Here is a 24,441-nt window from a genome sequence, read left to right on the forward strand (position 1 = left end):
TTCATCTCTTCGATGCGCCCTCAAAACTAGACAATGCAAAACGTAGCCAAATGACCGACCTAAGATTGTGAACCCTTGGTTCATCTGAATCCTTAGAAAGGAGGTGATCCAGCCGCACCTTCCGATACGGCTACCTTGTTACGACTTCACCCCAGTCACCTTCCCCACCTTAGACGGCTGCGCCGGCTTCGGGTGTGAACGACTTCCGTGGTGTGACGGGCGGTGTGTACAAGACCCGGGAACGTATTCACCGCAGTATGCTGACCTGCGATTACTAGCGATTCCGACTTCATGCAGGCGAGTTGCAGCCTGCAATCCGAACTGGGAAACGGTTTTTGAGGTTCGCTTGCCCTCGCGGGTTCGCTGCTCTCTGTCCGTTCCATTGTAGTACGTGTGTAGCCCAGACCATAAGGGGCATGATGACTTGACGTCATCCCCGCCTTCCTCCGCGTTCTCCGCGGCAGTCTCCTTTGAGTGCCCACCTTTACGTGATGGCAACAAAGAACAGGGGTTGCGCTCGTTGCGGGACTTAACCCAACATCTCACGACACGAGCTGACGACAGCCATGCACCACCTGTTTTCCTGTCTCCGAAGAGAGGGAGCTATCTCTAGCTCTTTCAGTCAATGTCAAGGCCTGGTAAGGTTCTTCGCGTTGCTTCGAATTAAACCACATACTCCACCGCTTGTGCGGGTCCCCGTCAATTCCTTTGAGTTTCAGTCTTGCGACCGTACTCCCCAGGCGGGATACTTATTGCGTTAACTCCGGCACGGTAGGGGTCGATACCTCCCACACCTAGTATCCATCGTTTACGGCCAGGACTACCGGGGTATCTAATCCCGTTCGCTCCCCTGGCTTTCGAGCCTCAGCGTCAGTTGCAGTCCAGAAAGCCGCCTTCGCCACTGGTGTTCCTCCCAATATCTACGCATTTCACCGCTACACTGGGAATTCCGCTTTCCTCTCCTGTACTCAAGACATGTAGTTTCTTTCCCATCACGGGGTTGAGCCCCGCACTTTTAAGAAAGACTTATATGCCCGCCTGCGCTCCCTTTACGCCCAATGATTCCGGACAACGCTCGCCACCTACGTATTACCGCGGCTGCTGGCACGTAGTTAGCCGTGGCTTCCTCGACAGGTACCGTCATTGCAAGAGTTTATTCACCTCTCGCACGTTCGTCCCCGTCAACAGAGCTTTACGATCCGAAGACCTTCTTCACTCACGCGGCGTTGCTCCGCCAGGCTTGCGCCCATTGCGGAAGATTCCCCACTGCTGCCTCCCGTAGGAGTCTGGGCCGTGTCTCAGTCCCAATGTGGCCGTTCATCCTCTCAGACCGGCTACTGATCGTCGCCTTGGTGAGCCGTTACCTCACCAACCAGCTAATCAGACGCAGACCCATCGACAGGTGATAGCATGTTCAGAGGCCATCTTTCACGGAAGAGAGATGCCTCTCCTCCGCTTCATTCGGTATTAGCATTCCTTTCGGAATGTTGTCCCCATCCTGTCGGCAGGTTGTCTACGTGTTACTCACCCGTTTGCCACTAAGCTCATAAAAGCAAGCTTTCATTCGCTCCGTTCGACTTGCATGTGTTAAGCACGCCGCCAGCGTTCGTCCTGAGCCAGGATCAAACTCTCCGCGAAAGACCGTAGTCTATGTGAGAGCCTGTTGGCTCAAAATGTCATTCTTGTAAAAGAATTGTTGTTTCGTTGACTGACATCAACGATGTTGCATCTGGCTTGTTAGATTCGAATCTAACATGTTTTGCATTGTGTAGTTTTCAGGGTACATCCTGCGCCGTTTCTAGCTTTGTGGAGGTTCTCACCCCCGCGCAGCTCTCATCGGCGCGACTGTCATAATATAACACAGAGATTTCTCCTGCGTCAACCCCCTTTTTTATATTTTTTGCTTTTCGTCAAAAATAACGTATGATATAATCATTCTACCACATAAACACGACAAAGGAAATATTGTCATGCATGAATACAAGCGCACTGTTACCCTCCCAACGCTTCATGTGACGCTGCCATGTGCACCATCGCAGGAGATTATCTGCATTGGCGGAGGACGTGCCCCCGAAACAGGTTGGCTCACAGGGCTGATACAACAAAGAAATATGTGCGGCTCAGGCACTCCCATCTGGGCGATTGATCGCGGTGTGAACATCTGTCACTCCGCCAACCAAGTGCCCACACATCTGATCGGCGATGGAGACAGTGCGAATCCTACAGCATGGCGTTGGGCAGAGGAACAGAACACAGAGATTCACACCTTCCCGCCCGAGAAGGATTTCACGGATACGGAGCTTGCGCTGCAAATTGCCGCAGACCAGTATACCCACCCGCTCGTCATTTTAACGGCGGCATTCGGCGGGCGGCTCGACCATCTCATGAGTACCGCCGCTGTCGCCGCACACGCGCCCATCCCCTGCGTACTTGCGGACGAGCGTGAAACACTTTTCTACCTCCATGCGGGCGAATCGCTCACCGTGACCTGTGACACGCCCCCGCGTGCCATCTCGCTCCTCCCCTTTACGGAGAAATGTACGGGCGTAACAACGCATGGACTGTATTGGGAGCTGCAGGATGCGTGCATCACAAATCGTGCGTCACTTGCAATCAGCAACGTGCTCGCACGAGAAAACACCAAGAACACGTTTACCGTCTCCATCAAGAGTGGGGTTCTCGGTGTCTATCTCTGCCATAAAGAATAGAGGAAGTTTTCATTGAATATCAACATTCCACAGACCTATTTCAGCAAGCTCATGCGTGCCGTCGTGGAGTTCGAGCTGATCGAGCAGGGCGATCGTATCTTAATTGGCGTATCGGGCGGCAAGGACAGCATCTTTCTCACCTACGCCCTCGCCATCCTGCGCGAGCGTCTGAAAAGAGATTTTACGATCGCGGCATTCACCGTCAATCCGCAGTTTGACGATCCGTTTGATACCGATGCGATTGCAGCATTCTGCAAGCAGCTTGATGTCCCCTATGAGGTTGTGGATGTCGATATCGCAGGTGCGATTGCGGAACAGGACGACAAAAGCCCCTGCTTCACCTGCGCGTTCTTCCGGCGCGGCGCAGTCAACCGCTACGCCGCAGCGCACCAAATGAATAAGGTCGCCTACGCGCATCACCATGACGATGCGGTGGAGACCTTTCTCATGAGCCTATTCTACTCGGGGCAGCTGAACACGTTCCGCCCCAAAACCTATCTCGACAAGACGGACATCACCGTCATCCGTCCCCTTGTCTACTTCCGCGAGCAGGAAATCATCGACGCGATCCAATACCACGGCTTCACGCCGATCCCCTCGCCCTGCCCCCACAACGGCAACACCACACGTCAGACCGTCAAGGAGCTGATCGAAACGCTCGGCAAGGATAATCCGAACCTCTACAACCACCTCGCCGCGGGAATGCGCGAGGGAGCGCTCGGCGAGCTTTGGCCTGCAAGCAAGACGCGCAAGGAGATGGAGCGCACCTACCGCACCTTTATGGCGAAGAAATAGCGCCTCTCCTCCTCAGACAACATCAAAAAAGCCGAACGATGAAGTTGTTTCACTTCGCCGTCCGGCTTTTTTCAGTCACGTCCAAGCTTGTCACGCAGGATGACATCGTGTGCGCCGCCCTCGACGATGCTGGTCGAGGAGACGAGGGTGAGTTTCGCCTTGTCGCGGAACTCGGGCAGGCTGAGTGCGCCACAGTTGCACATGGTAGAGCGGATCTTGGAGAGGGTGGTCTGGACGTTCTCCTTCAAAGGACCCGCATACGGGACGTAGGAGTCGACGCCCTCTTCGAAGGACAGCTTCTTGCTGCCGCCGAGGTCGTAGCGCTGCCAATTGCGCGCGCGGTTCGACCCCTCGCCCCAATACTCCTTATAGTATGTGCCGTTCACCATGACGCGATCCGTCGGGCTCTCGTCGAAGCGCGAGAAGTAGCGCCCGAGCATGAGGAAGTCCGCGCCCATCGCGAGCGCGAGTGTCATGTGGTAGTCATAGACGATGCCGCCGTCGGAGCAAATGGGGATGTAGACGCCCGTTTCCTTGAAATACTTGTCGCGCTCGGCGCAGACATCGATGAGCGCCGTCGCCTGTCCGCGCCCGATGCCCTTCGTCTCACGCGTGATGCAGATGGAGCCGCCGCCGATGCCGACCTTGATAAAGTCCGCACCCGCATTCGCAAGGAAACGGAAGCCCTCTCCGTCGACGATGTTGCCCGCGCCGACCTTGACCGTATCTCCGTACTGCTCGCGGATGTGCTGAATCGTCAGGCGCTGCCACTCGGAGAATCCCTCGGAGGAGTCGATGCAGAGGACATCCACGCCCGCAGCGATGAGCTCAGGCACGCGCTCGGCATAGTCGCGCGTATTGATGCCCGCGCCGACGATATAGCTCTTGTTATCATCGGTCAGTTCGAGCTCGTTCTCCTTGTTGTCGGTGTAGTCCTTGCGAAACACCATGTAGCGCAGACGCTGATTCTTGTCGATGAGCGGGAGCATATTCAGCTTGCGCTCCCAGATGAGGTCGTTCGCCTGTGTGAGGGTCGTGGAGTCCGCATCCGCCCAGACGAGCTTTTCAAACGGCGTCATAAAGGTGTGTACCTTTGTATCGAGCGACATGCGCGAGACACGATAGTCGCGGCTCGTCACGATGCCGACGAGCTTTCCGTTCGCCGAGCCGTCCTCCGTGACCGCCATTGTGGAGTGCCCCGTCTTCGCGAGGAGGTCGAGTACGCCGCCGAGTGTCGTGTCAGGGCTGATGTTCGAGTCGCTGCTGACAAAGCCGGATTTGTAGTTCTTCACGCGCGAGACCATCGCCGCCTCTTCCTCAATGGACTGTGAGCCATAGATGAAGGAAACGCCGCCCTGCTTGGCGAGCGCAATCGCCATTGTGTCATTCGAGACCGCCTGCATGATCGCGGAGGTCATGGGAATGTTCATCATGAGCGCCGGCTCCTCGTCGCGATGATATTTGACGAGCGGCGTCCGCAGCGTGACATTTGCAGGGAAGCACTCCGCCGAGGAGTAGCCCGGGATGAGCAGATACTCTCCAAATGTGTGCGATGGCTCAGTGTAGTAATGTGCCAACGAAATCCTTCCTTTCTGTATCCGACCTGAGATGATCCGTCCTAAAATTTTTCTGTCTAATATACGCGCTTCCGCCCGCCGTGTCAACCCGTACGGAAGCAATATATGCCGATATGTTGAAATTTCCCGATTTTGCAAAAAATCCCTAAGAGTCTGTGTCCACTCTTAGGGAAATCGTCTGCTATGGTGCCGAAGGCCGGGGTCGAACCGGCACGTTGTTGCCAACGGCAGATTTTGAGTCTGCTGCGTCTGCCAATTCCGCCACTTCGGCATGGGTTGTATTATAGCACCCCTGCGGCGGATTTGTCAACGTCAGCGCAGGTCGGCTTCGAGCTTTCGGATGAGCTCCATGTCCGCCTCGAACCACGGAACGCTATAGAGATCAGCGCGTCCGAGCCAGCGCCCTGCCGAGTGGACGGAGAGCTGCGGCTCGCCCGCAATGTGGCGGCAGATGTAGAGCCGCATGTTCATATGGTACTCGGGATAGTCGTGATCCACAATCCCAAGCAGACGCTCAACGGCGATCTCGACGCCCAACTCCTCGCGAATCTCACGCACGAGCGCCGCCTCGTCCGTCTCGCCCGGCTCAACCTTGCCGCCCGCGAACTCCCATGTCCCCGCGTATGCACCGTAGCCGCGGCATGCGCCGAACACCTTTCCGTCCTTCAAGATCGCCCCCGCAACGACATCGATATGCTTTCGTTCACTCATGGATTTCCTATTCCTTTTCACTCTTTGTTGCACGCAGAAAAAGCTGCATCAGCTGATCACGCGGATCGCGCCCGTGCGTGACAATCTCATAGACGGTCGCGGAGATGGGCAGGTCGACGCCGTACTCCTCTGAAAGCGCCATCAGGGCCTCGGCAGTGTAGACGCCCTCGGCAATCTTGTGGAAGTCCCCCGCCGTGCCGCGCACAACAGCCTCACCGTAGCGGCGGTTGTTGCTGTGCGGGGAGAAGAGCGTCGCCTCGTAGTCGCCAAGGTGGGAGAGCCCGTAGATGGTCTCCCCGTCGCCGCCCATCGCACGCACGAGGCGCACGAGCTCACGCGTGCCGCGTGCCATGAGCGCACCCTTGAGGCTGCCGTAGCCGAGCCCATCGAGCATCCCCGCCGCGAGTCCGACGACGTTCTTCGCCGCTGCGCCGACTTCTGTTCCGAGGAGGTCTTCGCCGTAGTAGAAGCGGATGAGCGGACTGCCGAGCGCGTCCACGAGCTCACGCAGCGCCTCCCGCTCCTCGCCCGCGAGCACCATGCAGTTCGGAATGCCGCGCACGAAGTCTTGCACGTGACCGGGTCCAACCCAGACGACAGGATGCACAGCACTGCCCAGTTCCTCATGCACCACCGTACTGAGTCGCTTGCCCGTACCGATCTCCAGCCCCTTCATGCAGAGGATGATGCGTCTTTTGCCAAGCTCCACCCCCAGTCCGCGCGAACAAAGATCGCGGAGGAAGGCGCGCAATGCCTGCGCGTGGATGGAGATGATGACGACCTCTGCCGCCCGAACAGCCTCCGCGAGATCGTCCGTCAGATGGATGTCCGCTGGCAGCGTCAGGAACTCATTCGTCCGCGTCACACGCAACTCTTTCAGATGAGCAGAGCCCGCACGCCCCCAGAGCATGACTGCATGCCCGACGCGCTGCGCATACCACGCATGAAATGAGCCCCAACGCCCGCAGCCCAGTACCGATATGTTCATGACGATACCTCCACTCGGATGTTCAAGAGATCACGCACGACTGCGCCCGCCATCATCAGCCCCGCCACAGAGGGCACAAAAGAAACGCTTGCGGGCACTGTTCGACGTCCTGCCGCCGGCGTCTCTTCTCCCGCCTCGGGCGTACGCGGGCGTTCACGCGAGCAGACGACCTTCAGATGCGGGATTCCCTTTTCCTTGAGTTTCTTGCGCAAAATGCGCGCAAGCGGATCGCCCTTCGTCCGATAGATGTCCATGACCTCGAACAGGCTCGGGTCGAGCTTGTTCGCTGCGCCCATGCTTGCGATCTGCGGAATACCGCGCCGATGGCACTGCACGGCGAGGTCGAGCTTTGCTGTCAACGTGTCCACGGCATCGAGTACATAGTCATAGCACTCAGGAAAGAACGCATCCGCATCAGCGGGCTGATAGAATGCGCGTATCTCACGCACATCACAGGCAGGGTTGATGGAGCGGATGCGCCGCGCCATTGTCTCCGTCTTCGGCATGCCCACGGTCTCGGTCAGTGCGTGAATCTGGCGGTTGATATTCGTCACGTCGATGACATCGTGATCAATGAGCGTCAGCCTACCTACCCCCGCACGTGCGAGTGCCTCAGCTGCATAGGAGCCGACCCCGCCGATGCCGAATACTGCTATGGATGCACTGGCAAGGCGCTCCACGCCCGCACTGCCCAGCAGCATCTCCGTCCGCGCAAAGCGCCGATCATTCATTGTCCCAACCTTTCAGAGTACATGCTAAAGAGCTGCGGCGAAAGCATACACCTCCGCTGCAGCTCCTTTCCCACAAAAGTTATGCCTGTGTGCCGCTCACTTGACGACGAGCACGGGGCACTTCGACTGCTCCACGACGTACTGGCTGACACTGCCGAGCAGAACACCCTTCACCACGCCGAGACCACGGCTGCCCATGACGATGAGATCGATGTCGTTCGTCTCTGCAAAGTCGAGGATGACCACTGCGGGCGAGCCCGTATCCGAGAACGACTCCTTTGCAACGCCTGCAGGGACCATCTCGAGCGCACGGTCAAGGATGACATTCCCCGCCTTCGTCACGGAGTCGAGGATCGCGTCCGAAAGAACGGCGTTGATCGCGAGCTGATTGATGTTCGCGACGTAGAGGAAATTCAGCTTTGCGCCGCAGATCTCGGCGAGCATACCAGCCTTTTCAATCGCACGGTCAGCACCCTCGGAGCCATCCACCGGCACCAAAATATTCTTAATCATGGCAGTTCCTCCTCACTTCTCTATAGAAATGAACCATATAGACAAATTTATGCGCTTCCCGCGACCATGACGCTGGAGTGCGCGTGTTCCAAGACGGTCTGCGTGACGCTCCCAAGGAGAAATCCGCTCACGCGCGAAAGCTTGCGCCCACCGATGACGACGAGCTCCACGCTCATCTCATCGATGAATCGCAGGATCTCTTCCTCAGGTATTCCCGTGCGGTGGTGACGCTCACGTGCAATACACTCGGGCAGGAGCACCTCTGCCACGGCAAATATCTCCTGCGCCTCCTCTGCCGCCGGACGCACAATGCTCTTCGGGAGCCACGAGACATCGCCCTCGTCCGTGCTCGCGTCGAATGGAGACACATAGAGGAGATGCACCTCAGACGCCATCAGCGCAGCAAGCTCACCCGCCAGACAGACGGCACGCAACGACACCTGCGACCCGTCCACGGGGACAAGGATATGCGCGTACTTTGACTGCTGCTCCATCACGCACCTCCGTCCCGCCTTGTTTGTTGTATTTATTCGCGAAATTCTGTCAAACTCCTTCTTTATTCCGACGATTATTCGCTCTGATGAAAATAAATTGACGTGCCCCACCGAAAATGATAGACTGACTCTACATATAAGGAATAAATGGAGGCAATGCGTTATGGGAGAAGAACAGAGAGTTCAGACGGATGAGGAAGTTGTCGCATCGACAGGGATTTCGGATATCTATGCCGCAGCAAAAAGACTCGAGGGCATTGTGCGAAAGACCCCGCTGGTACACAGTGAGTTCTTCTCCGACATCGCGGGCAATGCGACCTATCTGAAGCTCGAGAATCTCCAGACCACGGGTGCATTCAAGCTGCGCGGCGCATACAACCGCATCTCCATGCTTACGGAGGAGGAACGGGCGCGCGGCGTCATCACCGCCTCAGCTGGCAATCATGCGCAGGGCGTTGCCTACGCCTCGCAGAAACTCGGCGTGAAGGCTGTCATCTGCATGCCAGCGACAACGCCGATCCTAAAGGTCGAGGCGACGCGTGCACTCGGCGCAACGGTCATCCTCCACGGCAACGGCTTCGATGATGCCTATGCGCATAGCCTCGAACTACAAAAGGAGAAGGGCTACGTCTACATCCACCCGTTCAATGACCGCAATGTGATTGTCGGACAGGGCACAATCGCCCTCGAGGTGATCGACGCGCTCAAGGACGTGGATGCAATCCTCGTCCCCGTCGGCGGCGGGGGGCTTGCCTCGGGCATCGCGCTCGCGGTAAAGCTCGTCAACCCGCAGGTGAAGGTCATCGGTGTCGAGCCGGAGAACGCGGCGTGCATGAAGGCAGCGCTCTCCTGCGGACGTGCAATCACCCTCCCCTCTGCCGACACGGTTGCCGACGGCTGCGCCGTACGTACGGCAGGAAACCTGACCCTTGAATTCTGTCGCCGCTACCTCGACGAGATCATCACCGTCTCCGAGATGGAGATCATGAGCGCCCTGCTCTCCCTCATCGAAAAGCACAAATTCATCGCTGAGGGTGCGGGCGTCCTCTCCCTTGCCGCACTCGGCAAGCTGCGCATGAAGGACAAGAAGATCGCCGTGCTCGTCAGCGGCGGCAACATCGACATCTCTACCATCTCCGCACTCATCTCCAAGGCACTCATCTCGCGCGGCAGAGTATTCCGCTTCTCCGTCCAGCTCCCTGACAAACCGGGACAGCTGCTCACCGTCGCGCAGATCCTCACCGATCAGGATGCCAACGTCATCCGCCTCGATCACGATCAGACGATGGTGACGGACAGCTTTCAGAAGGTGCAGCTCACCGTCACCGTCGAGACACACGGACAGGAGCATATCGACCGCATTGTCTGCGCACTCGCAGCAAACGGATTTGAGATCAACAAGATTTACTGACAAAAGAAAGGATATATCAGCGTATGACTGCCGCCCCAATGAAATGTATCGATCAGGATACGGCACAGCATCTCGCCGACCTCTTCAAGACACTCGGCGATCCCACGCGCATCAAGATTCTCTCCCTACTCGCAGCAGCCGAGGAGTTGCGCGTCTACGACATTGCGGACGGGCTGGACATGGGACAGTCCGCCATCTCACATCAGCTGCGCGTGCTGCGTACCGCCCGCCTCGTGAAGTTCCGCAGAGACGGGAAAGAAGTGCTCTACTCGATTGACGACGATCACGTGCTGAAACTCCTCGGACAGGGTCTCGAGCACGTACAGCACGCATAGATCACGAAAGGATGCTCTCCATGAAACGCCGCGTCTTTCTCTCAACCGCCGTCGCCCTCCTCCTTGCAGCGGGCACGGCATTTGCCTCCCCCACCCTCCGCGAGGGCTCACACGGGCACGAGGTGCTTGTCCTGCAGCAGGCACTCCAAAAAGCGGGCTACAAGATCAAAAATGCGGACGGCGTATTCGGCAAGGATACCGAACGCGCCGTCGCCGAGTTCCAGCGCGACAACAAGATCAAGATTACAGGCGTCGTCAATAACGCGACGTGGCGCGCCCTCAAAAACTTACCCGAAAAACGCCCGTGGGGCATCGATGTCCCGCCGCCCGCAGAAAAAACACAGCCGCTTGCTCCGAACGGCAAGCCCATCCTTCCCGCGAGCAAGGTATCCGATGTCATCAAGACGGCGAAAGCCTACATGGGGACGCCCTATGTATTCGGAGGCACAACACCGAAGGGCTTTGACTGCTCGGGCTACCTCCAATACGTTTTCCAGAAACAAGGTATCTCGATTCCGCGCACGGCAGATGAGCAGTACAAACTCGGACTGCGCACAAAGAGCACGAAGGAGCTCGTACCCGGCGATCTCGTCTTTTTCGAGACGTATGAAAAGGGCGCGTCCCACTGCGGCATCTACCTCGGCAAGGACGAGTTCATCCACGCCTCCACGAGCAAGGGCGTGCGCATCGATGCGCTGTCGAACGACTATTGGAAGCCACGCTTCCTTGGCGGCAAGCATATTGTGAAATAAGTTGACTTTTCCCGTGCCGCTCATTATAATAGGGCGGTATCGGGATGTAGCGCAGTTTGGTAGCGCATCTGGTTTGGGACCAGAGGGTCGCAGGTTCGAATCCTGTCATCCCGACCATTGCACCTGTAGCTCAGTTGGATAGAGCAACGGCCTTCTAAGCCGTGGGTCGAGGGTTCGAATCCCCCCAGGCGCACCATCGAAATCTACCGTATCGTTGCGGCGGTACGGTTTTTTGTTGTCTTTTTTGAAACGCAACAAAAAAGATGTGAGATTCTGCTCTCACATCCCGTGCGGTCAATATGGTGGAGACAAGGGGGATCGAACCCCTGACCTCTTGCATGCCATGCAAGCGCTCTCCCAGCTGAGCTATGCCCCCGCGAAAGGTATTATAGCGTAAATCACCTATATGCGCAAGGGCTTCACGCAAAAACTTTTCAAAAGTGCATTACAAGGAAAATCATATGTTCTATAATAAAAACAGGTGCTATCTACTCGGTGAACGGTCAATCTAAGCCCGGAAGGGCGATGGTTGTCTATGAACGAAACAAACATGACGCTGTTACTGTTGATCGTTCTAGTATTACTTCTCAGTAAAAAGTAATCCGCCCCCTAGCAGCAAACTGTGGGCGGATTCTTTCGCAACCATAAGGGCTGACCGTTTACACGATAGCACCTTTTCTATTCCCTATTATAGGACTTTTCTTTGAAATCGTCAAGTGCCGTCACACGGACTTCAAGCCTCCGCATTGCGCTTCTCATACGCGCCGCTGAGAATATCCGCCCACCACGCTTCGTGCTCCTGATACCATGTAATTGTCGACTGGATTCCGTCGTCGAACTTCGTTGCGGGCGTCCAGCCGAGTTCGCGTCCAATCTTCGTCGGATCGATCGCATAGCGACGGTCATGTCCCTTGCGATCCGTGACATAGGAGATCTGATCCTCGCCCTTGCCGAGCGCGGAGAGGATCGTGCGGACAACCTCGATGTTCGAGCGCTCGTTGTGCCCGCCAACATTGTAGACCTCACCCACCGTGCCACGCCGCATGATTGCATCGATGGCGGAGCAGTGATCGTCAACATGCAGCCAGTCACGAACATTCAGACCGTCGCCATAGACGGGCAGCTTCTCCCCCTGCATCGCACGAATCATCATGAGGGGAATGAGCTTCTCGGGGAACTGGAACGCACCGTAGTTGTTCGAGCAGCGCGAGATCGTCACAGGTATGCCGTAGGTGCGCGCATACGCCTGCACGAGGAGGTCGGCTCCCGCCTTTGACGAAGAATATGGACTCGATGTGTGGAGCGGTGTCTCCTCAGTAAATAGAAGATCCGGGCGGTCAAGCGGCAGATCGCCATAGACCTCGTCCGTCGAGACCTGATGATAGCGCTGAATACCGTATTTGCGGCAGGCATCCATCAGTACGCTCGTCCCGATGATATTCGTACGCAGGAAAATCTCTGGATTTTCGATGGAGCGATCCACGTGGGATTCCGCTGCGAAGTTGACAACAATATCCGGCTGCTCGTGCTCAAAGAGCGCATAGACTGCTGCGCGATCCGCGATGTCACCGCGCACGAACGAGAACTGCGGATTCTCCTGCGCCGCGTCGAGCGTTGCAAGATTCCCCGCATAGGTCAGCGCATCATAGCAGATGATCTGATCCCCCGGATGCTCACGCAGCTCGTAGTAGACAAAGTTCGCGCCGATGAATCCCGCCCCGCCCGTCACGATAATCTTCATAGTTTCCGCTCCTTTTTTCTTTCTTCAAAAAGATGATTCGACATCTCCTTCATTATTCCTTCATTTACAAAACAAAAACATTTGTGCTATACTGTCTCATGGGAGGGATAAAGATGAAGGAGCGCACGTATATCGCCATCGACCTCAAATCGTTCTATGCCTCGGTCGAATGTATCGAGCGCGGCCTGAATCCAATGACCACGCATCTCGTTGTCGCAGACGAGAGCCGCACGAGCAAGACAATCTGCCTCGCCGTCTCCCCCGCGCTCAAGGCGCACGGCATCGGCGGACGCCCGCGCCTCTTCGAGGTCATCCGCGCCGCGGAGCAGGCAAACGCACGGCGCAAATACCGTGCGCCTGGAAAAACGCTCACGGGCGAGACACGGGATGCCGCAGAACTTGCTGCACACCCTGAGCTTGGCATTGCCTATCACATTGCGTCCCCGCGCATGGCGCTCTACATGGACTACAGCATGCGCATCTACGAGATCTACCTGCGCCACGTCTCTCCCGACGACATTCACATCTACTCCATCGACGAGGTATTCATCGACGTGACGAGCTATCTCCGCACGGAGCGCATCTCGGCACACGACTTCACCATGCGCCTCATCCGAGATGTACTGCGCGAGACGGGGATCACGGCGACAGCGGGCATCGGAACAAATCTCTACCTTGCAAAGGTTGCGATGGACATCGTGGCAAAGCATATGAAGCCGGATGCGGACGGCGTGCGCATTGCGGCACTGGACGAGATGAGCTATCGCCAGCAGCTCTGGACGCATCGTCCGCTCACGGACTTTTGGCGCGTCGGCAGAGGCTATGCGCGAAAGCTCGAGGAGAATGGACTTTATACGATGGGCGACATTGCGCGCTGCTCTCTCGGGAAATCAAATGCACGGCACAACGAAGATCTCCTTTATCGACTCTTCGGCGTACAGGCGGAGCTGCTGATCGACCATGCGTGGGGCTATGAGTGCGCACGCATGGAGGACATTAAAAACTACCGACCGAAATCGCGCAGCACGCATATGGGGCAGGTACTCCAGCATCCGTATACCGCGCAGAAGGCACGCCTCGTCGTCTGGGAGATGGCAGATGCCCTCTCCATTGAGCTGGCGGAGAAACGCCTCACGAGTGACCGCCTCGAGCTGACCGTCGGCTATGACATCGAGAACCTGACACGACCCGAGATCCGCGCCCTCTACCACGGCCGCATCCGCACGGATCGCTATGGGCGAAAGATACCGTGGCCGGCACACGGCAGAGTGCTCATCGACCGCGGTGTACTCCCGCACGCAATCATGAAGGCGCTGACCAAACTCTTCGACGAGATCGTCAATCCCGCCCTCCTCATCCGAAGACTCACACTCTCCGCACAACATTCAATGACCGAGGAGCAGCACGCCTCCGCCGCTGAGCAAATCTCCCTCTTTACGCCCGAGGAGACGGCGGCAACTGTCCTGACACCTGCGGAGATTGCTGCACAGGAAAAGGAAAAGGCGCTACAGGAAGCAATCATCGCCATCAAGAAGACCTATGGCAAGAATGCCATCCTGCGCGGATCGAATCTCATCGACGGCGCAACGGCACGTCTGCGCAACAGCCAGATTGGTGGACACAAGGCATAAATATGACAGGAGAACAATATGCAGCGACGCATTGAGGACTATACGGACATCATCCATCTGCCGCGCCCCATCTCGCGGACGCATCCGCCCATGTCGCAGCACGACCGCGCGGGACAGTTCGCCCCCTTCTCCGCGCTCACGGGACTCCATGCTGCCGCTGACCGCACGGCACAGGAAAAAGCTGCGCAATATGATAAATACACGCCGCCGGAGCATATTGCTTGACAAAAATCAAAAACATCGCTACAATACTATCCATGTCGGGATGTGGCTCAGCTTGGTAGAGCGCATCGTTCGGGACGATGAGGTCGCAGGTTCGAATCCTGTCATCCCGACCATCTTCATATGGATATGAGCCGGAGCCATTGGGCGCCGGTGTTTTTATTTCCGGAGGCAAATATGGGAGACGAACTCAAACGCTGCAGTTGGGTGAAACTGGATGATCCCATCTATGTGAAATACCACGATGAGGAATGGGGGCAGCCGCTTCACGATGACCGTGCGCTCTACGAGCTTTTCATTCTTGAGACATTTCAGGCCGGGCTGTCGTGGGCGACGATCCTCCACAAGCGCGAGAACTTCCGCCGTGCATACGAGGGTTTTATTCCCGAGCGAGTCGCGGCGTTCAATGCAGCAAAGGTCGAGGAACTAATGCAGGATGGGGGGTTTGTGCGCAACCGCCGCAAGATCGAGGCGAGCATTGTGAACAGCCGCATCTTCCTCGACATCGTGCGCGAGTTTGGCTCGTTTGACCGCTATATCTGGGGCTTTACGGATGGAAAACCCGTGCGCGAGAGCTGCGAACTGCGTACAACCTCGCCGCTCTCAGACAAGGTGTCAAATGACCTCAAGAAGCGCGGCATGCGATTCGTCGGCTCGACCTGCATCTACTCGACACTGCAGGCGATTGGTGTACTTGCGGCGCACACGGACGAATGCGATTGGAGCAAATCATGAGCGGCGTCGATCCGCGCCTCGCCGCCCTGCGCACAGCCTTTCTCTGCACGCTCCCGATTCTCGCAGGCTTTCTCTTCATCGGGCTTGCTTACGGCATCTATACGAACGTCTCGGGCTTCTCGTTCTGGTATCCGATGGCAATGAGCGCGCTCATCTTCGGCGGCTCGCTCGAGTTCATTGCAACAACACTCCTCCTCAGCCCTTTTGCCCCATTGCAGACCTTCCTCCTCGCACTCATGGTGCAGGGACGACATATCTTCTACGGTATTTCCATGTTCGAGAGGTATCGCGGCACGGGTTGGAAGAAGCCCTATCTCATCTACGGGATGTGCGATGAGTCCTTCTCCATCAACTACACGACGAAGATTTCAGAGGGCGTTGATGCGGGCTGGTTTATGTTCTTTGTCACCCTGCTGAACCAGATCTACTGGGTTGCAAGCGCAACCATCGGTGGACTGGTCGGCACGAGCCTCCCCATCAATACGGAGGGTATTGAATTCGCTATGACAGGACTCTTCGTCGTGATCTTTATGGAGCAGTGGATGAACGACCCGCAGCATTATACGGGCATCCTCGGACTTGCAGCTGCAGGCATCGCACTTGCCGTCTTCGGGCGTGAGGCTTTTATGCTCCCGACCATGTTCATCATTCTCGCGGGATGCCTCGCACTCCGTCCCTTCATCGAAGGGAGAGAGATGGCATGACGTTCACTGAACAGTGTATTACCATCGGGCTCTGTGCGCTTGCGAGTGTACTCACGCGCGCCCTCCCCTTTCTCCTGATCTCAGAGAAGAAGCCGACGCCGCCGATTATCCGCTACCTCGGCAACGTCCTCCCCGCCGCCGTCTTTGGGATGCTTGTCGTCTACTGTCTCAAGGATACAACATTGTTCAGTGGCAGTCACGGTCTGCCGGAGCTTACAGGAATACTCGTGACTGCATTGCTTCATCTGAAATTTCGCCAGATGCTGCTCTCGATTGGAGGAGGGACGGCAGTCTATATGATACTAATTCAATGGGTATTCATCCCATAAAAAAAATTCCCCATAAAGGGGAATTTTTTGATGGTTACATATAGTCATCCGCCGTGCGGGTCTTTGCCTTCTTGCGGAGGCCAAGCATACGCGAGATACGGTCGACAATGACATAGAACACGGGAATGAGGAAGATACCCAGAATGGTGGCAAAGAGCATGCCGCCGACAACAGCGACGCCCATGCCGTTACGCGCCGCAGCGCCCGCACCGGATGCCATGCAGAGAGGCAGACAGCCAATGATGAACGCAAACGATGTCATGAGGATCGGGCGGAGACGCAGCCCCGCCGCCTGAATCGCCGCTTTGAGCGGATCCATGCCGCGATCCACGCGAATCTTCGCGAACTCAACAATCAGAATTGCATTCTTTGCCGCAAGACCGATGACCATGATGACACCGATCTGCATATAGACGCTGTTCTGATAGCCCGCCGCAGGAATGCCAATTGTGCCGAAGATCGTCGCGAGGATGTACTCGGAGAAGAGTGCCCCGAAGATGCCAGTCGGCACCGTGAAGAGCACGGCAAACGGTACGCTCCAGCTCTCATAGAGTGCCGCAAGACAGAGGAATACAAAGACCAGACAGAGTGCAAGCACCTGCATAGTTGAATCCGCCGACTTCTTCTCCTCACGGCTCTGCCCCGACCACTCGATGCTGAATCCGGAACCCGCGTGCTTCTGCACAATCTCGGTGATGGCGTTCATCGCCTCGCCCGAGCTGTAGCCGGAGCCGGAACTTCCCTGGAACGTGATCGAACGCGCGCCGTTGAATCGGCTGATCTGCGTGGGACCCGTTGTGAGTTTGGGTTTGAGCAAGGTATCGAGAGGTACCATGCCGCCCTGAGAGTTCTTGACAAAGACGAACTTTGCCGCCTCTGCCTCGGTGCGATAGGTCACGTCGGACTGCAGCACGACCTTGTAGGTCCGCCCGAACTGGTTGAAGTCATTGACCTCATAGCCGCCGAAGTTGACCTGCAGTGCCGTGAATACATCCGAGAGCTGAACGCCGAGATTCTTGACCTTTTCGCGGTCAATCTCATACTGATAGCTCGGCGCGTTGATCTTAAACGTCGAGCGCACGCCCCGTAGCTCGGGGCGCGTATTTGCCTCGGCAAGAATCGCATTCACGATGTCGTTGAGCTCGGTGTCGGAATGTCCGCTCATGTCCTGCAGCTGGAGCGACCAGCCGCCGACATTGCCGAGCCCCGGCAGTGCGGGCGGATTGATGGCAACGACAAGTGCCTCGGGTGCCTCCATCGCGCCGACGCGGAACATCGTACCGACCGCAGCGGCAACCGACTCAGCGAGCCCTGCACGCTGCGACCAGTCCTTCATACCAACGAACACGACAGCACCGTTAGAGTTCGCACCGCCCGCGAGGATGTCGAAGCCGTTGATGGACATGACGGCACTCTGCCCCTTGATCTCGCGCTGTGCCGCCTGCTGGATCTTGTCCACGGTCTTCTGTGTCTGATTCGTGGACGTGCCCGGCGGCAGCTGAATCGCGATCATCATATAGCCCTGATCTTCCTCAGGGACAAATGTGGTCGGCAGATTCCGATAGATGATCGCCGTAAGCCCGCAGACGATGAGCAGGAAGATAACGGCAACCTTCGATTTGCGGATAAACTTGCTAACGATACCAACATAGCCCTTGCGCGTCGCATCGAACCAGTTATTGAATCGGTCAAAGAAGCGGTCGAGTACGCTCTTTGTCCCATTCTCCTTCTTTGGTTTGAGCATGAGAGCGCAGAGTGCCGGCGTCAGCGACAGCGCGACAAAGGCAGAAATCGCCATCGAGATTGCAATCGTGAGCGCGAACTGCTTGTAGAGCACGCCCATCATGCCGCCGAGGAAGGCAACGGGGACAAAGACCGCTGCGAGCACGAAGGCAATCGCAACAACAGGCCCCTGCACCTCTGCCATCGCACGCTCCGTTGCGTCAACGGGCGAAAGTCCGCTCTCCATATGATGCTCGACGTTCTCGATGACGACGATCGCATCGTCGACGACAAGACCGATTGCAAGCACCATTGCAAAGAGTGTCAGCGTATTGATGGAGAAATCCAACAGGACGAACGCGCCGAATGCACCGATGAGGGACACAGGCACGGCGAGCAGCGGGATCAGCGTCGCGCGCCAGCTCTGCAAAAAGAGGAAGATGACGAGCACGACGAGCAGCAGTGCCTCAAGGAAGGTATGCACAACCTCCTTAATGGATGCGTTGATGTAGTCGGTACTGTCAAAGACGGACTTCATCTTGAGCCCGGGAGGGAAGGTCTTCTCCGCCTCCTCTAGGATCTTGCGCACCTCCGCAAGGGTAATCATGGCGTTCGCATCGGAGGTCAGCTGAATGCCGAAACCAACGGCGGGATAGCCGTTAAATTTCGCAACAATATTATTTTGACGCTGACCGGTCTCAATACGTGCAACATCCTTCAAGCGGACGAATGTGCCGTCCTTGCCCGCGGCAATGATGACGTTGCCGAACTCCTCGGGGGTCGTAAGACGCCCCTGTACCTTGCCCGTGAACTGCTTCTCCTGCCCGTTCTGCGTCGGCATACCGCCGACCGTGCCGGCAGGAGCCTGTACGTTCTGCTCGTTGATTGCCCGTGTAATGTCCGAAACGGTCAGACCGAGCTCCGCGAGGCGATCCGGATTCATCCAGACGCGCATCGCATAGTCGGCACCGAATACCTGCACATCGCCCACGCCGCTGACGCGCTTGATCGCATCGAGGAAGTAGAGCGTCGCATAGTTCTTCATGAAGGCGCGGTCATAGGTGCCGTCCTCGGAGTACAGCGAAACGAAGTACGCCATCTGCCCCGAGGATTTGCGCGTCGTAACGCCCGCCGACTGCACGGAGGATGGCAGGCTGGCATTTGCCCCCGCCGCATTGTTCTGCACCTTGACGGCATCCATATCTCCGTCCGTGCCGACATCGAACGTAACAGAAAGGCTGTAACGCCCCGTATCATCAGAGGTGGAGCTCATGTAGTCCATCCCCTGCGTACCGTTGATCTGCTCCTCGATGACCTGCGCCACCGTCTCATTGACAACGGCAGCACTTGCGCCCGTATAGTTCGCCGACACCGCAACCGTCGGCGGCGAGATCTGCGGATACTGCGCGATTGGCAGTGAGAACCCCGCGATCGTACCGATGATGACGATCATCACCGCAATGACAATCGCAAAGATCGGTCGGTGTATGAAAAATTTTGCCAAAGGATCTCCTCCTTACTTCGCGGGCGTGAGCTCACGCGTATTAAAGTTGGAGGTATCCCCCTCAAGCGAGAATCCCATGTCGCTTGCTGTCACCATCGTCACGGCTAGATCGCCGCCCTCCTGGAGCGTGGTCAGCCCCTCAACCACAACGATATCCGAGCTGTCCAAACCTTCCTTGACAACGTAGTAGCTGCCAATCTTATCGCCCAGTGTCACCGTGCGTGCGACAGCCTTATTGTCCGGCCCTACGAGCATGACAAAGGACTTGCCGAGCAGCTGCTGAACAGCACGCTCAGGCACGAGAATCGCATTCGGAATCGTGTCGCCGATCAGGCTGACGCGCGCAAACATGCCCGGCAGGAGAAGTCCATCCGGATTATCAAAGAGAGCCTTTACCGTCAGTGTCCCCGTCTGAGCAGTAAGAGCGCGATCCGAGGTCACGATATGCCCGATGATCGGATACTTCGAGCCGTTGGAGAGCGTCAGCTCGACCACAACAGCAGCGATTCCGCCCTGCTGTGCCGCCTGCTCAACGAAGTTCAGGTACTCGTTCTCTGAGAGGCTGAACTGCGCAAAGATCGGGTTTGCTGTGCCCATCGAAACGAGCGTCGTCGTTCCCGCAGAGACAAATGTCCCCATCGCCACATCATCTACAGAGAGCTGCCCCGACATCGGTGCGTAGATCACCGTATCATCGAGATTCTCCTGTGCCTGACGCACGAGTGCTTCATTCGCAGCGACCGCCGCCTCATAGGCGTTCACCTGTGCCTGCTGCGTGGAGAGTGTCTGCTCAGAGACCGCTGCACTGGCATAGAGCTGCTGATAGCGTCCGAGATCCATGCGCGCATTGTTCAGCGTCGCCTCGGATTGCGCAAGCACGGCCTTCGCCTGCAGAAGCGCACTCTCATACTGGCGAGAGTCAATGCGGTAGAGTGGCTGCCCTGCCGATACAGACTGCCCACCCACGATGTATTTCTCGACAATGTTCCCGGAGACACGCGACTGAATCTTCACCTCGTCCGTGCCCACGATCTGCCCCGCATATACATGCGTGAGCGGCGTATCCTGCCGCAGTACATTCATCGCCTTGACAGACGTCGCACGCGCTCCGCCCCCCTGCTGACCGCTCCCGCAGCCGCTCAGAAGCATAGCGAGCGCGAAGATCGCAGCGACGAGAACGCCCAGACCTTTTCTGTTCTCAAACAAATAAATAACCTCCTCTTTCCCATTCCCCACATCATGTGAAAGGTGTTAACATATGTATGAAGAAGGGCAGGTATCCGCACGGGAATCCCTGCCATAACAGATTCATATTAGCGAAGCACGGTGCAAAAGTCAAGAAATGATGTGTGCTTCAAGGTGAAGTTTAACCGATTTTTAACCGAGTCCGATGCGGTCAAGAGCGGCTGCGGCAGCTTGCTGCTCCGCCTCCTTCTTGCTACGTCCCGTACCTTCCCCCATCGGCTCGTCACCAATAAGAACGCGGGTCGTAAAACGCTTGTCATGGTCGGGTCCCGTCTCACCGATCAGCTTGTAGGAAATCGACGCATGTCGCTTCTGCTGCACATGCTCCTGCAGTGTCGTCTTGTAGTCGCGCGCAACATGCGTCTTCTCTACAGAGAGCGCCTCAGCAGCAAGCTGATGTGCCACATAGTCACGCGCTGTCTCCCAGCCGCCGTCGAGATAGACGGCACCGACGAGCGCCTCGAATGCGTTCTCGAGATTGTTCTGCCTATCTGCGCCCCCATTGTGCAGCTCCCCACGCCCGAGCAGGAGGTAGCTGCCAAGGTCGAGCTGCCGCGCAAGGCGCGCAAGCGTCTCACTCTGAACGAGGCTCGCGCGCATCTTCGTCAGCTCCCCCTCGGAGCACTCCGGAAAATGCGCATACAAATACGTGCTGGAGGCAAGCTCCAGCACGGCATCGCCCAGAAACTCCAGACGTTCGTTATGCGGTATATCATCCTTCGCTTCATTTGTATACGAAGGGTGGGTCAGCGCCTCATCGAGCAGCGAGAGGTCGCCGAAGGAAACACCTATTTGGACAGAAAGGCGCACAAGTGCTGCGCGCCTTCCCTCCGTCATTTCGTGTGCCATTTGTTTTACTTCTGATACTTCTTGACGACGAGACAGGCGTTGTGCCCGCCGAAGCCGAAGGAGTTCGAGATCGCCGCGCGAACTTTTTTCGCACGCGCCTTATTCGGTACATAGTCGAGGTCGAGCCCCTCGTCCGGCGTATCGTAGTTGATCGTCGGCGGGAGCATATCGTTCTCGACTGCAAGCGCCGTTGCAATCAGCTCAACACTGCCTGCAGCACCGAGTAGATGTCCCGTCATGGACTTGATCGAGGAGACTGCAACATCCTTTGCAGCATCGCCCCAGACCGTCTTGATTGCCTCGGTCTCGCAGAGGTCATTCATATGCGTGGACGTGCCATGTGCATTGATATAGTCGATATCCTCCGGGCTGAGTCCCGCATCGTCGAGGGCGTACTTCATGCACTTCGCCTGATATTCGCCATGCGGCGCGGGGCTCGTAATGTGATAGCCGTCGGAGTTGGAACCATAGCCGACGAGCTCGGCGTAGATATGTGCACCACGCGCCTCTGCGTGCTCGAGCGTCTCAAGCACGACCAGACCCGCGCCCTCGCCCATGACGAAGCCCGAGCGGTTCTTGTCGAACGGACGCGAGGCATGCGCGGGATCGTCGTTGTGATCCGTGCAGAGTGCCTTCATCGCAGCAAAGCCCGCGCTTGCAGCCTCGGAGATGCTTGCCTCCGTGCCGCCCGCGATCATGATGTCTGCCTCGCCACGCTGCATCACGCGATAGGCATCGCCGATACAGTTCGCGCCCGTCGCACACGCCGTCACAACACAGGACACAGGACCATGCAGGCCGTAGTTGATTGCGACCTGCCCCGCTGCCATGTTGGCAATCATCATGGGGATGAAGAAGGGGCTGACGCGCTCGGGTCCCTTGTCAAAGAGGCGCTCATAGGTGCTATGCATCGTCTCGATGCCGCCGATGCCCGCGCCGACATAGGCGCCGATGCGATCGCGATCCTCGCTGTCCAGATCGAGCCCCGCGTCTGCAATCGCCATACCGGCGGAGACGACGGCGAACTGAGCGTAGCGATCCATGCGCTTTGCCTCTTTCTTGTCGATGTAGCCATCGACATCGAAGTCCTTGACCTCGCCCGCAATCTGCGCAGCGTAGTTCGTCGCATCGAAGCGGGTAATGCGTTCAATGCCGTTCTTGCCTGCAAGCAGCGCCTCCCAGAAGGCGTCCTTACCAATGCCGATCGGCGTGATCGGGCCAACCCCCGTAACGACAATTCTCTTCTTCAAACCAACCGACTCCTTTCCTAGAGTTCACACCCTAGTTCGCTGCCTCAAGCTGCTCTTTCAGCTCTTCAAATATCTCATGAACACTCAAAATCCGATCGATGCGCGGCATGAACTCGCCCGTAAAGACCAAGCCCGTCTCGAGATCTCCCTGCTGCGCACGCGAGAGTGCGCGGATGATGCAGAAGTGATGGTCACACTGCTTCAGGCAGCGGTCGCACACCTTCGGCGGTACTGGCCCCTCCATGATCCGTGCCGAGAACGGGGTGCGCACAGCACGCCCCGGCAGCCCCACGGGGCTGTGGATGATGACAATGTCATCCTTCTTGGATTTCAGGTAATACTGCTTCAGCGACGGCGCAGCATTGGACTCCTCACAAGCCGCAAAGCGCGAACCGAGCTGTACGCCATCTGCACCCATCTTGTGCAGATCCGCAATATCCTGCCCCGTCAGGATACCGCCGGCTGCAAAGATCGGAATCTTCACCGCCGCGCGGACATCGGAGATGATATTGCGCACGGACTGATCCGTGCCGAGATGACCGCCTGCCTCCTTGCCCTCGACAACGACCGCAGCCGCGCCGAGTTTTTCGGAGATCTTCGCCAGCTTCGCCGTGGAGACAATCGGCACAATCGGGGTGCCGGACTCCTTGCCGAGCTGGAACATATCGCGGGAGAATCCCGCACCTGCGACCACGAGGTCAATGCCCTCATCAATCGCAATTTTAACGGCATCCGCAAAGTCGCTTGCCGCGACCATCTCATTGATGCCGATGATCCCATTGGGAGATAGTGAGCGCGCGAGACGAATCTCATAGCGCAGTTCCTGCGGCTTCATGCCGGAGGCCGCGATGAGTCCGATTCCGCCCTCGTTTGCAACAGCGGCCGCGAGCCGCGCCGTTGTTATGCGGATCGCCATGCCGCCCTGAATGATGGGGATGGCGGCAACCTTATTGCCGATCCTCACCTCGGGTAGTCTCATATAAGCCCTCCAATCGGGAGAGTATGCCACACAGCAGCATCATGTTCATTGAACATTGACTCTCCACAAGAAGTTTTGGCTCCTCCTCCAACTCTCGTTCTATCGTCAGTCGGGAGGCACATGTATCACAGCAGGGTGCTTCCCACCCTGATTGTATGCAAATTCATAGATGTCTTTTGAGAAAAATCCCGTGCGCCTGAGCTGTCACGGGATTTCCCTAAAAGACCAGTTTTGTGCACGAATGCGACCAAAGGTCACTGTGTCTTACTTGTTCTGATCGATGTAGTTGACGACATCCTGAACCGTCTTAATCTTCTCAGCAGCCTCGTCGGGGATTTCAACATTGAATTCCTCCTCGAAAGCCATGATGAGCTCAACGATGTCGAGCGAATCTGCGCCAAGATCGTCAATGAAGGTGGACTCGAGGGTGACTTCATCAGCCTCCGAGCCAAGCTGTTCTACGACGATGTCGCGAACCTTGTCAAACGTTGCCATGCGTGTTCACCTCCTTTAAA

Annotated in this window: 23 protein-coding genes, 5 tRNA genes and 1 rRNA gene; 13 read left to right on the plus strand and 16 right to left on the minus strand. The window is 57.0% G+C overall.

What is annotated here, in order from left to right:
• Positions 1-96: 96 nt before the first annotated feature.
• A 16S ribosomal RNA gene (locus tag H1B31_RS09805) occupies positions 97-1,638 on the minus strand.
• A 332-nt stretch (positions 1,639-1,970) separates the two neighbouring features.
• On the opposite strand from H1B31_RS09805, the gene H1B31_RS09810 reads away from it, so the two are divergent.
• Positions 1,971-2,708, plus strand: coding sequence for a thiamine diphosphokinase (locus H1B31_RS09810; RefSeq protein WP_185980183.1), 738 nt, complete (start codon positions 1,971-1,973; stop codon positions 2,706-2,708).
• Positions 2,709-2,720: 12 nt separating this feature from the next.
• Complete coding sequence (locus tag H1B31_RS09815; protein WP_185980184.1) at positions 2,721-3,503, plus strand: tRNA 2-thiocytidine biosynthesis TtcA family protein; 783 nt, start codon at positions 2,721-2,723, stop codon at positions 3,501-3,503.
• 71 nt (positions 3,504-3,574) lie between these two features.
• Here the strand turns inward: H1B31_RS09815 and H1B31_RS09820 are convergent, their stop codons facing one another.
• The 7 genes from H1B31_RS09820 to H1B31_RS09850 form a co-directional block, all read right to left on the minus strand.
• On the minus strand, positions 3,575-5,080 hold the full coding sequence (locus H1B31_RS09820) for an IMP dehydrogenase (protein ID WP_185980185.1): 1,506 nt from the start codon (positions 5,078-5,080) through the stop codon (positions 3,575-3,577).
• A gap of 184 nt (positions 5,081-5,264) precedes the next feature.
• Positions 5,265-5,351 (minus strand) — tRNA-Leu (locus H1B31_RS09825).
• Positions 5,352-5,392: 41 nt separating this feature from the next.
• The gene (locus tag H1B31_RS09830; RefSeq protein ID WP_009441652.1) at positions 5,393-5,791 is read right to left on the minus strand and encodes a (deoxy)nucleoside triphosphate pyrophosphohydrolase; all 399 of its coding nucleotides are present in this window, start codon (positions 5,789-5,791) and stop codon (positions 5,393-5,395) included.
• Positions 5,792-5,798: 7 nt separating this feature from the next.
• Complete coding sequence (locus H1B31_RS09835) at positions 5,799-6,779, minus strand: NAD(P)H-dependent glycerol-3-phosphate dehydrogenase (protein WP_185980186.1); 981 nt, start codon at positions 6,777-6,779, stop codon at positions 5,799-5,801.
• Positions 6,776-7,510, minus strand: coding sequence for a tRNA threonylcarbamoyladenosine dehydratase (locus tag H1B31_RS09840; protein WP_185980187.1), 735 nt, complete (start codon positions 7,508-7,510; stop codon positions 6,776-6,778). The genes H1B31_RS09835 and H1B31_RS09840 overlap by 4 nt, the downstream gene beginning before the upstream one ends.
• A gap of 96 nt (positions 7,511-7,606) precedes the next feature.
• The gene (locus tag H1B31_RS09845) at positions 7,607-8,023 is read right to left on the minus strand and encodes a universal stress protein (RefSeq protein WP_009441655.1); all 417 of its coding nucleotides are present in this window, start codon (positions 8,021-8,023) and stop codon (positions 7,607-7,609) included.
• Positions 8,024-8,070: 47 nt separating this feature from the next.
• Positions 8,071-8,517, minus strand: coding sequence for a universal stress protein (locus tag H1B31_RS09850; RefSeq protein WP_009441656.1), 447 nt, complete (start codon positions 8,515-8,517; stop codon positions 8,071-8,073).
• Between the two features lie 163 nt (positions 8,518-8,680).
• Here H1B31_RS09850 and ilvA point away from each other — a divergent pair, with 163 nt between their 5' ends.
• From ilvA to H1B31_RS09875, 5 genes are all read left to right on the plus strand, one after another.
• Positions 8,681-9,928, plus strand: coding sequence for a threonine ammonia-lyase (gene ilvA, locus H1B31_RS09855; RefSeq protein ID WP_009441657.1), 1,248 nt, complete (start codon positions 8,681-8,683; stop codon positions 9,926-9,928).
• Positions 9,929-9,951: 23 nt separating this feature from the next.
• On the plus strand, positions 9,952-10,263 hold the full coding sequence (locus H1B31_RS09860) for an ArsR/SmtB family transcription factor (protein WP_009441658.1): 312 nt from the start codon (positions 9,952-9,954) through the stop codon (positions 10,261-10,263).
• 20 nt (positions 10,264-10,283) lie between these two features.
• On the plus strand, positions 10,284-11,015 hold the full coding sequence (locus tag H1B31_RS09865; RefSeq protein ID WP_037346983.1) for an NlpC/P60 family protein: 732 nt from the start codon (positions 10,284-10,286) through the stop codon (positions 11,013-11,015).
• Between the two features lie 40 nt (positions 11,016-11,055).
• Positions 11,056-11,132 (plus strand) — tRNA-Pro (locus H1B31_RS09870).
• Positions 11,133-11,134: 2 nt separating this feature from the next.
• A tRNA-Arg gene (locus H1B31_RS09875) sits at positions 11,135-11,211 on the plus strand.
• A 104-nt stretch (positions 11,212-11,315) separates the two neighbouring features.
• On the opposite strand, the gene H1B31_RS09880 is transcribed toward H1B31_RS09875, so the two are convergent.
• Together H1B31_RS09880 and rfbB are read right to left on the minus strand one after the other, a co-directional pair.
• Positions 11,316-11,391 (minus strand) — tRNA-Ala (locus H1B31_RS09880).
• Between the two features lie 357 nt (positions 11,392-11,748).
• Complete coding sequence (gene rfbB / locus H1B31_RS09885) at positions 11,749-12,756, minus strand: dTDP-glucose 4,6-dehydratase (RefSeq protein ID WP_185980188.1); 1,008 nt, start codon at positions 12,754-12,756, stop codon at positions 11,749-11,751.
• A gap of 113 nt (positions 12,757-12,869) precedes the next feature.
• Here rfbB and H1B31_RS09890 point away from each other — a divergent pair, with 113 nt between their 5' ends.
• From H1B31_RS09890 to H1B31_RS09915, 6 genes are all read left to right on the plus strand, one after another.
• On the plus strand, positions 12,870-14,387 hold the full coding sequence (locus H1B31_RS09890) for a Y-family DNA polymerase (RefSeq protein ID WP_185980189.1): 1,518 nt from the start codon (positions 12,870-12,872) through the stop codon (positions 14,385-14,387).
• Between the two features lie 18 nt (positions 14,388-14,405).
• On the plus strand, positions 14,406-14,612 hold the full coding sequence (locus tag H1B31_RS09895; RefSeq protein ID WP_009441662.1) for a hypothetical protein: 207 nt from the start codon (positions 14,406-14,408) through the stop codon (positions 14,610-14,612).
• Between the two features lie 36 nt (positions 14,613-14,648).
• Positions 14,649-14,725: transfer RNA gene (locus tag H1B31_RS09900), tRNA-Pro, on the plus strand.
• Positions 14,726-14,786: 61 nt separating this feature from the next.
• A complete protein-coding gene (locus tag H1B31_RS09905) occupies positions 14,787-15,344 on the plus strand; it encodes a DNA-3-methyladenine glycosylase I (RefSeq protein ID WP_185980190.1) in 558 nt (185 codons plus the stop codon).
• On the plus strand, positions 15,341-16,048 hold the full coding sequence (locus tag H1B31_RS09910; RefSeq protein ID WP_185980191.1) for an AzlC family ABC transporter permease: 708 nt from the start codon (positions 15,341-15,343) through the stop codon (positions 16,046-16,048). The genes H1B31_RS09905 and H1B31_RS09910 overlap by 4 nt, the downstream gene beginning before the upstream one ends.
• The gene (locus tag H1B31_RS09915; protein WP_185980192.1) at positions 16,045-16,377 is read left to right on the plus strand and encodes a branched-chain amino acid transporter permease; all 333 of its coding nucleotides are present in this window, start codon (positions 16,045-16,047) and stop codon (positions 16,375-16,377) included. Before H1B31_RS09910 ends, H1B31_RS09915 begins: the two co-directional genes overlap by 4 nt.
• 34 nt (positions 16,378-16,411) lie before the next feature.
• Here H1B31_RS09915 and H1B31_RS09920 read toward each other — a convergent pair whose 3' ends face one another.
• The 6 genes from H1B31_RS09920 to H1B31_RS09945 form a co-directional block, all read right to left on the minus strand.
• Positions 16,412-19,603: an efflux RND transporter permease subunit gene (locus H1B31_RS09920; RefSeq protein WP_185980193.1), complete on the minus strand. Its 3,192-nt coding sequence runs from the start codon at positions 19,601-19,603 to the stop codon at positions 16,412-16,414.
• Positions 19,604-19,615: 12 nt separating this feature from the next.
• Positions 19,616-20,752, minus strand: coding sequence for an efflux RND transporter periplasmic adaptor subunit (locus H1B31_RS09925; protein ID WP_157049447.1), 1,137 nt, complete (start codon positions 20,750-20,752; stop codon positions 19,616-19,618).
• A gap of 228 nt (positions 20,753-20,980) precedes the next feature.
• Positions 20,981-21,697, minus strand: coding sequence for a ribonuclease III (rnc, locus tag H1B31_RS09930; RefSeq protein WP_185980195.1), 717 nt, complete (start codon positions 21,695-21,697; stop codon positions 20,981-20,983).
• Between the two features lie 5 nt (positions 21,698-21,702).
• Positions 21,703-22,947, minus strand: a complete 1,245-nt coding sequence (gene fabF / locus H1B31_RS09935; protein WP_185980196.1) for a beta-ketoacyl-ACP synthase II — start codon at positions 22,945-22,947, stop codon at positions 21,703-21,705.
• Positions 22,948-22,978: 31 nt separating this feature from the next.
• The gene (locus H1B31_RS09940) at positions 22,979-23,926 is read right to left on the minus strand and encodes an NAD(P)H-dependent flavin oxidoreductase (protein ID WP_009655192.1); all 948 of its coding nucleotides are present in this window, start codon (positions 23,924-23,926) and stop codon (positions 22,979-22,981) included.
• A 264-nt stretch (positions 23,927-24,190) separates the two neighbouring features.
• On the minus strand, positions 24,191-24,421 hold the full coding sequence (locus tag H1B31_RS09945) for an acyl carrier protein (protein WP_006689543.1): 231 nt from the start codon (positions 24,419-24,421) through the stop codon (positions 24,191-24,193).
• Positions 24,422-24,441 lie beyond the last annotated feature (20 nt).

It is taken from the genome of Selenomonas timonae (assembly GCF_014250475.1).
Classification (GTDB): Bacteria; Bacillota; Negativicutes; order Selenomonadales; family Selenomonadaceae; genus Centipeda; species Centipeda timonae.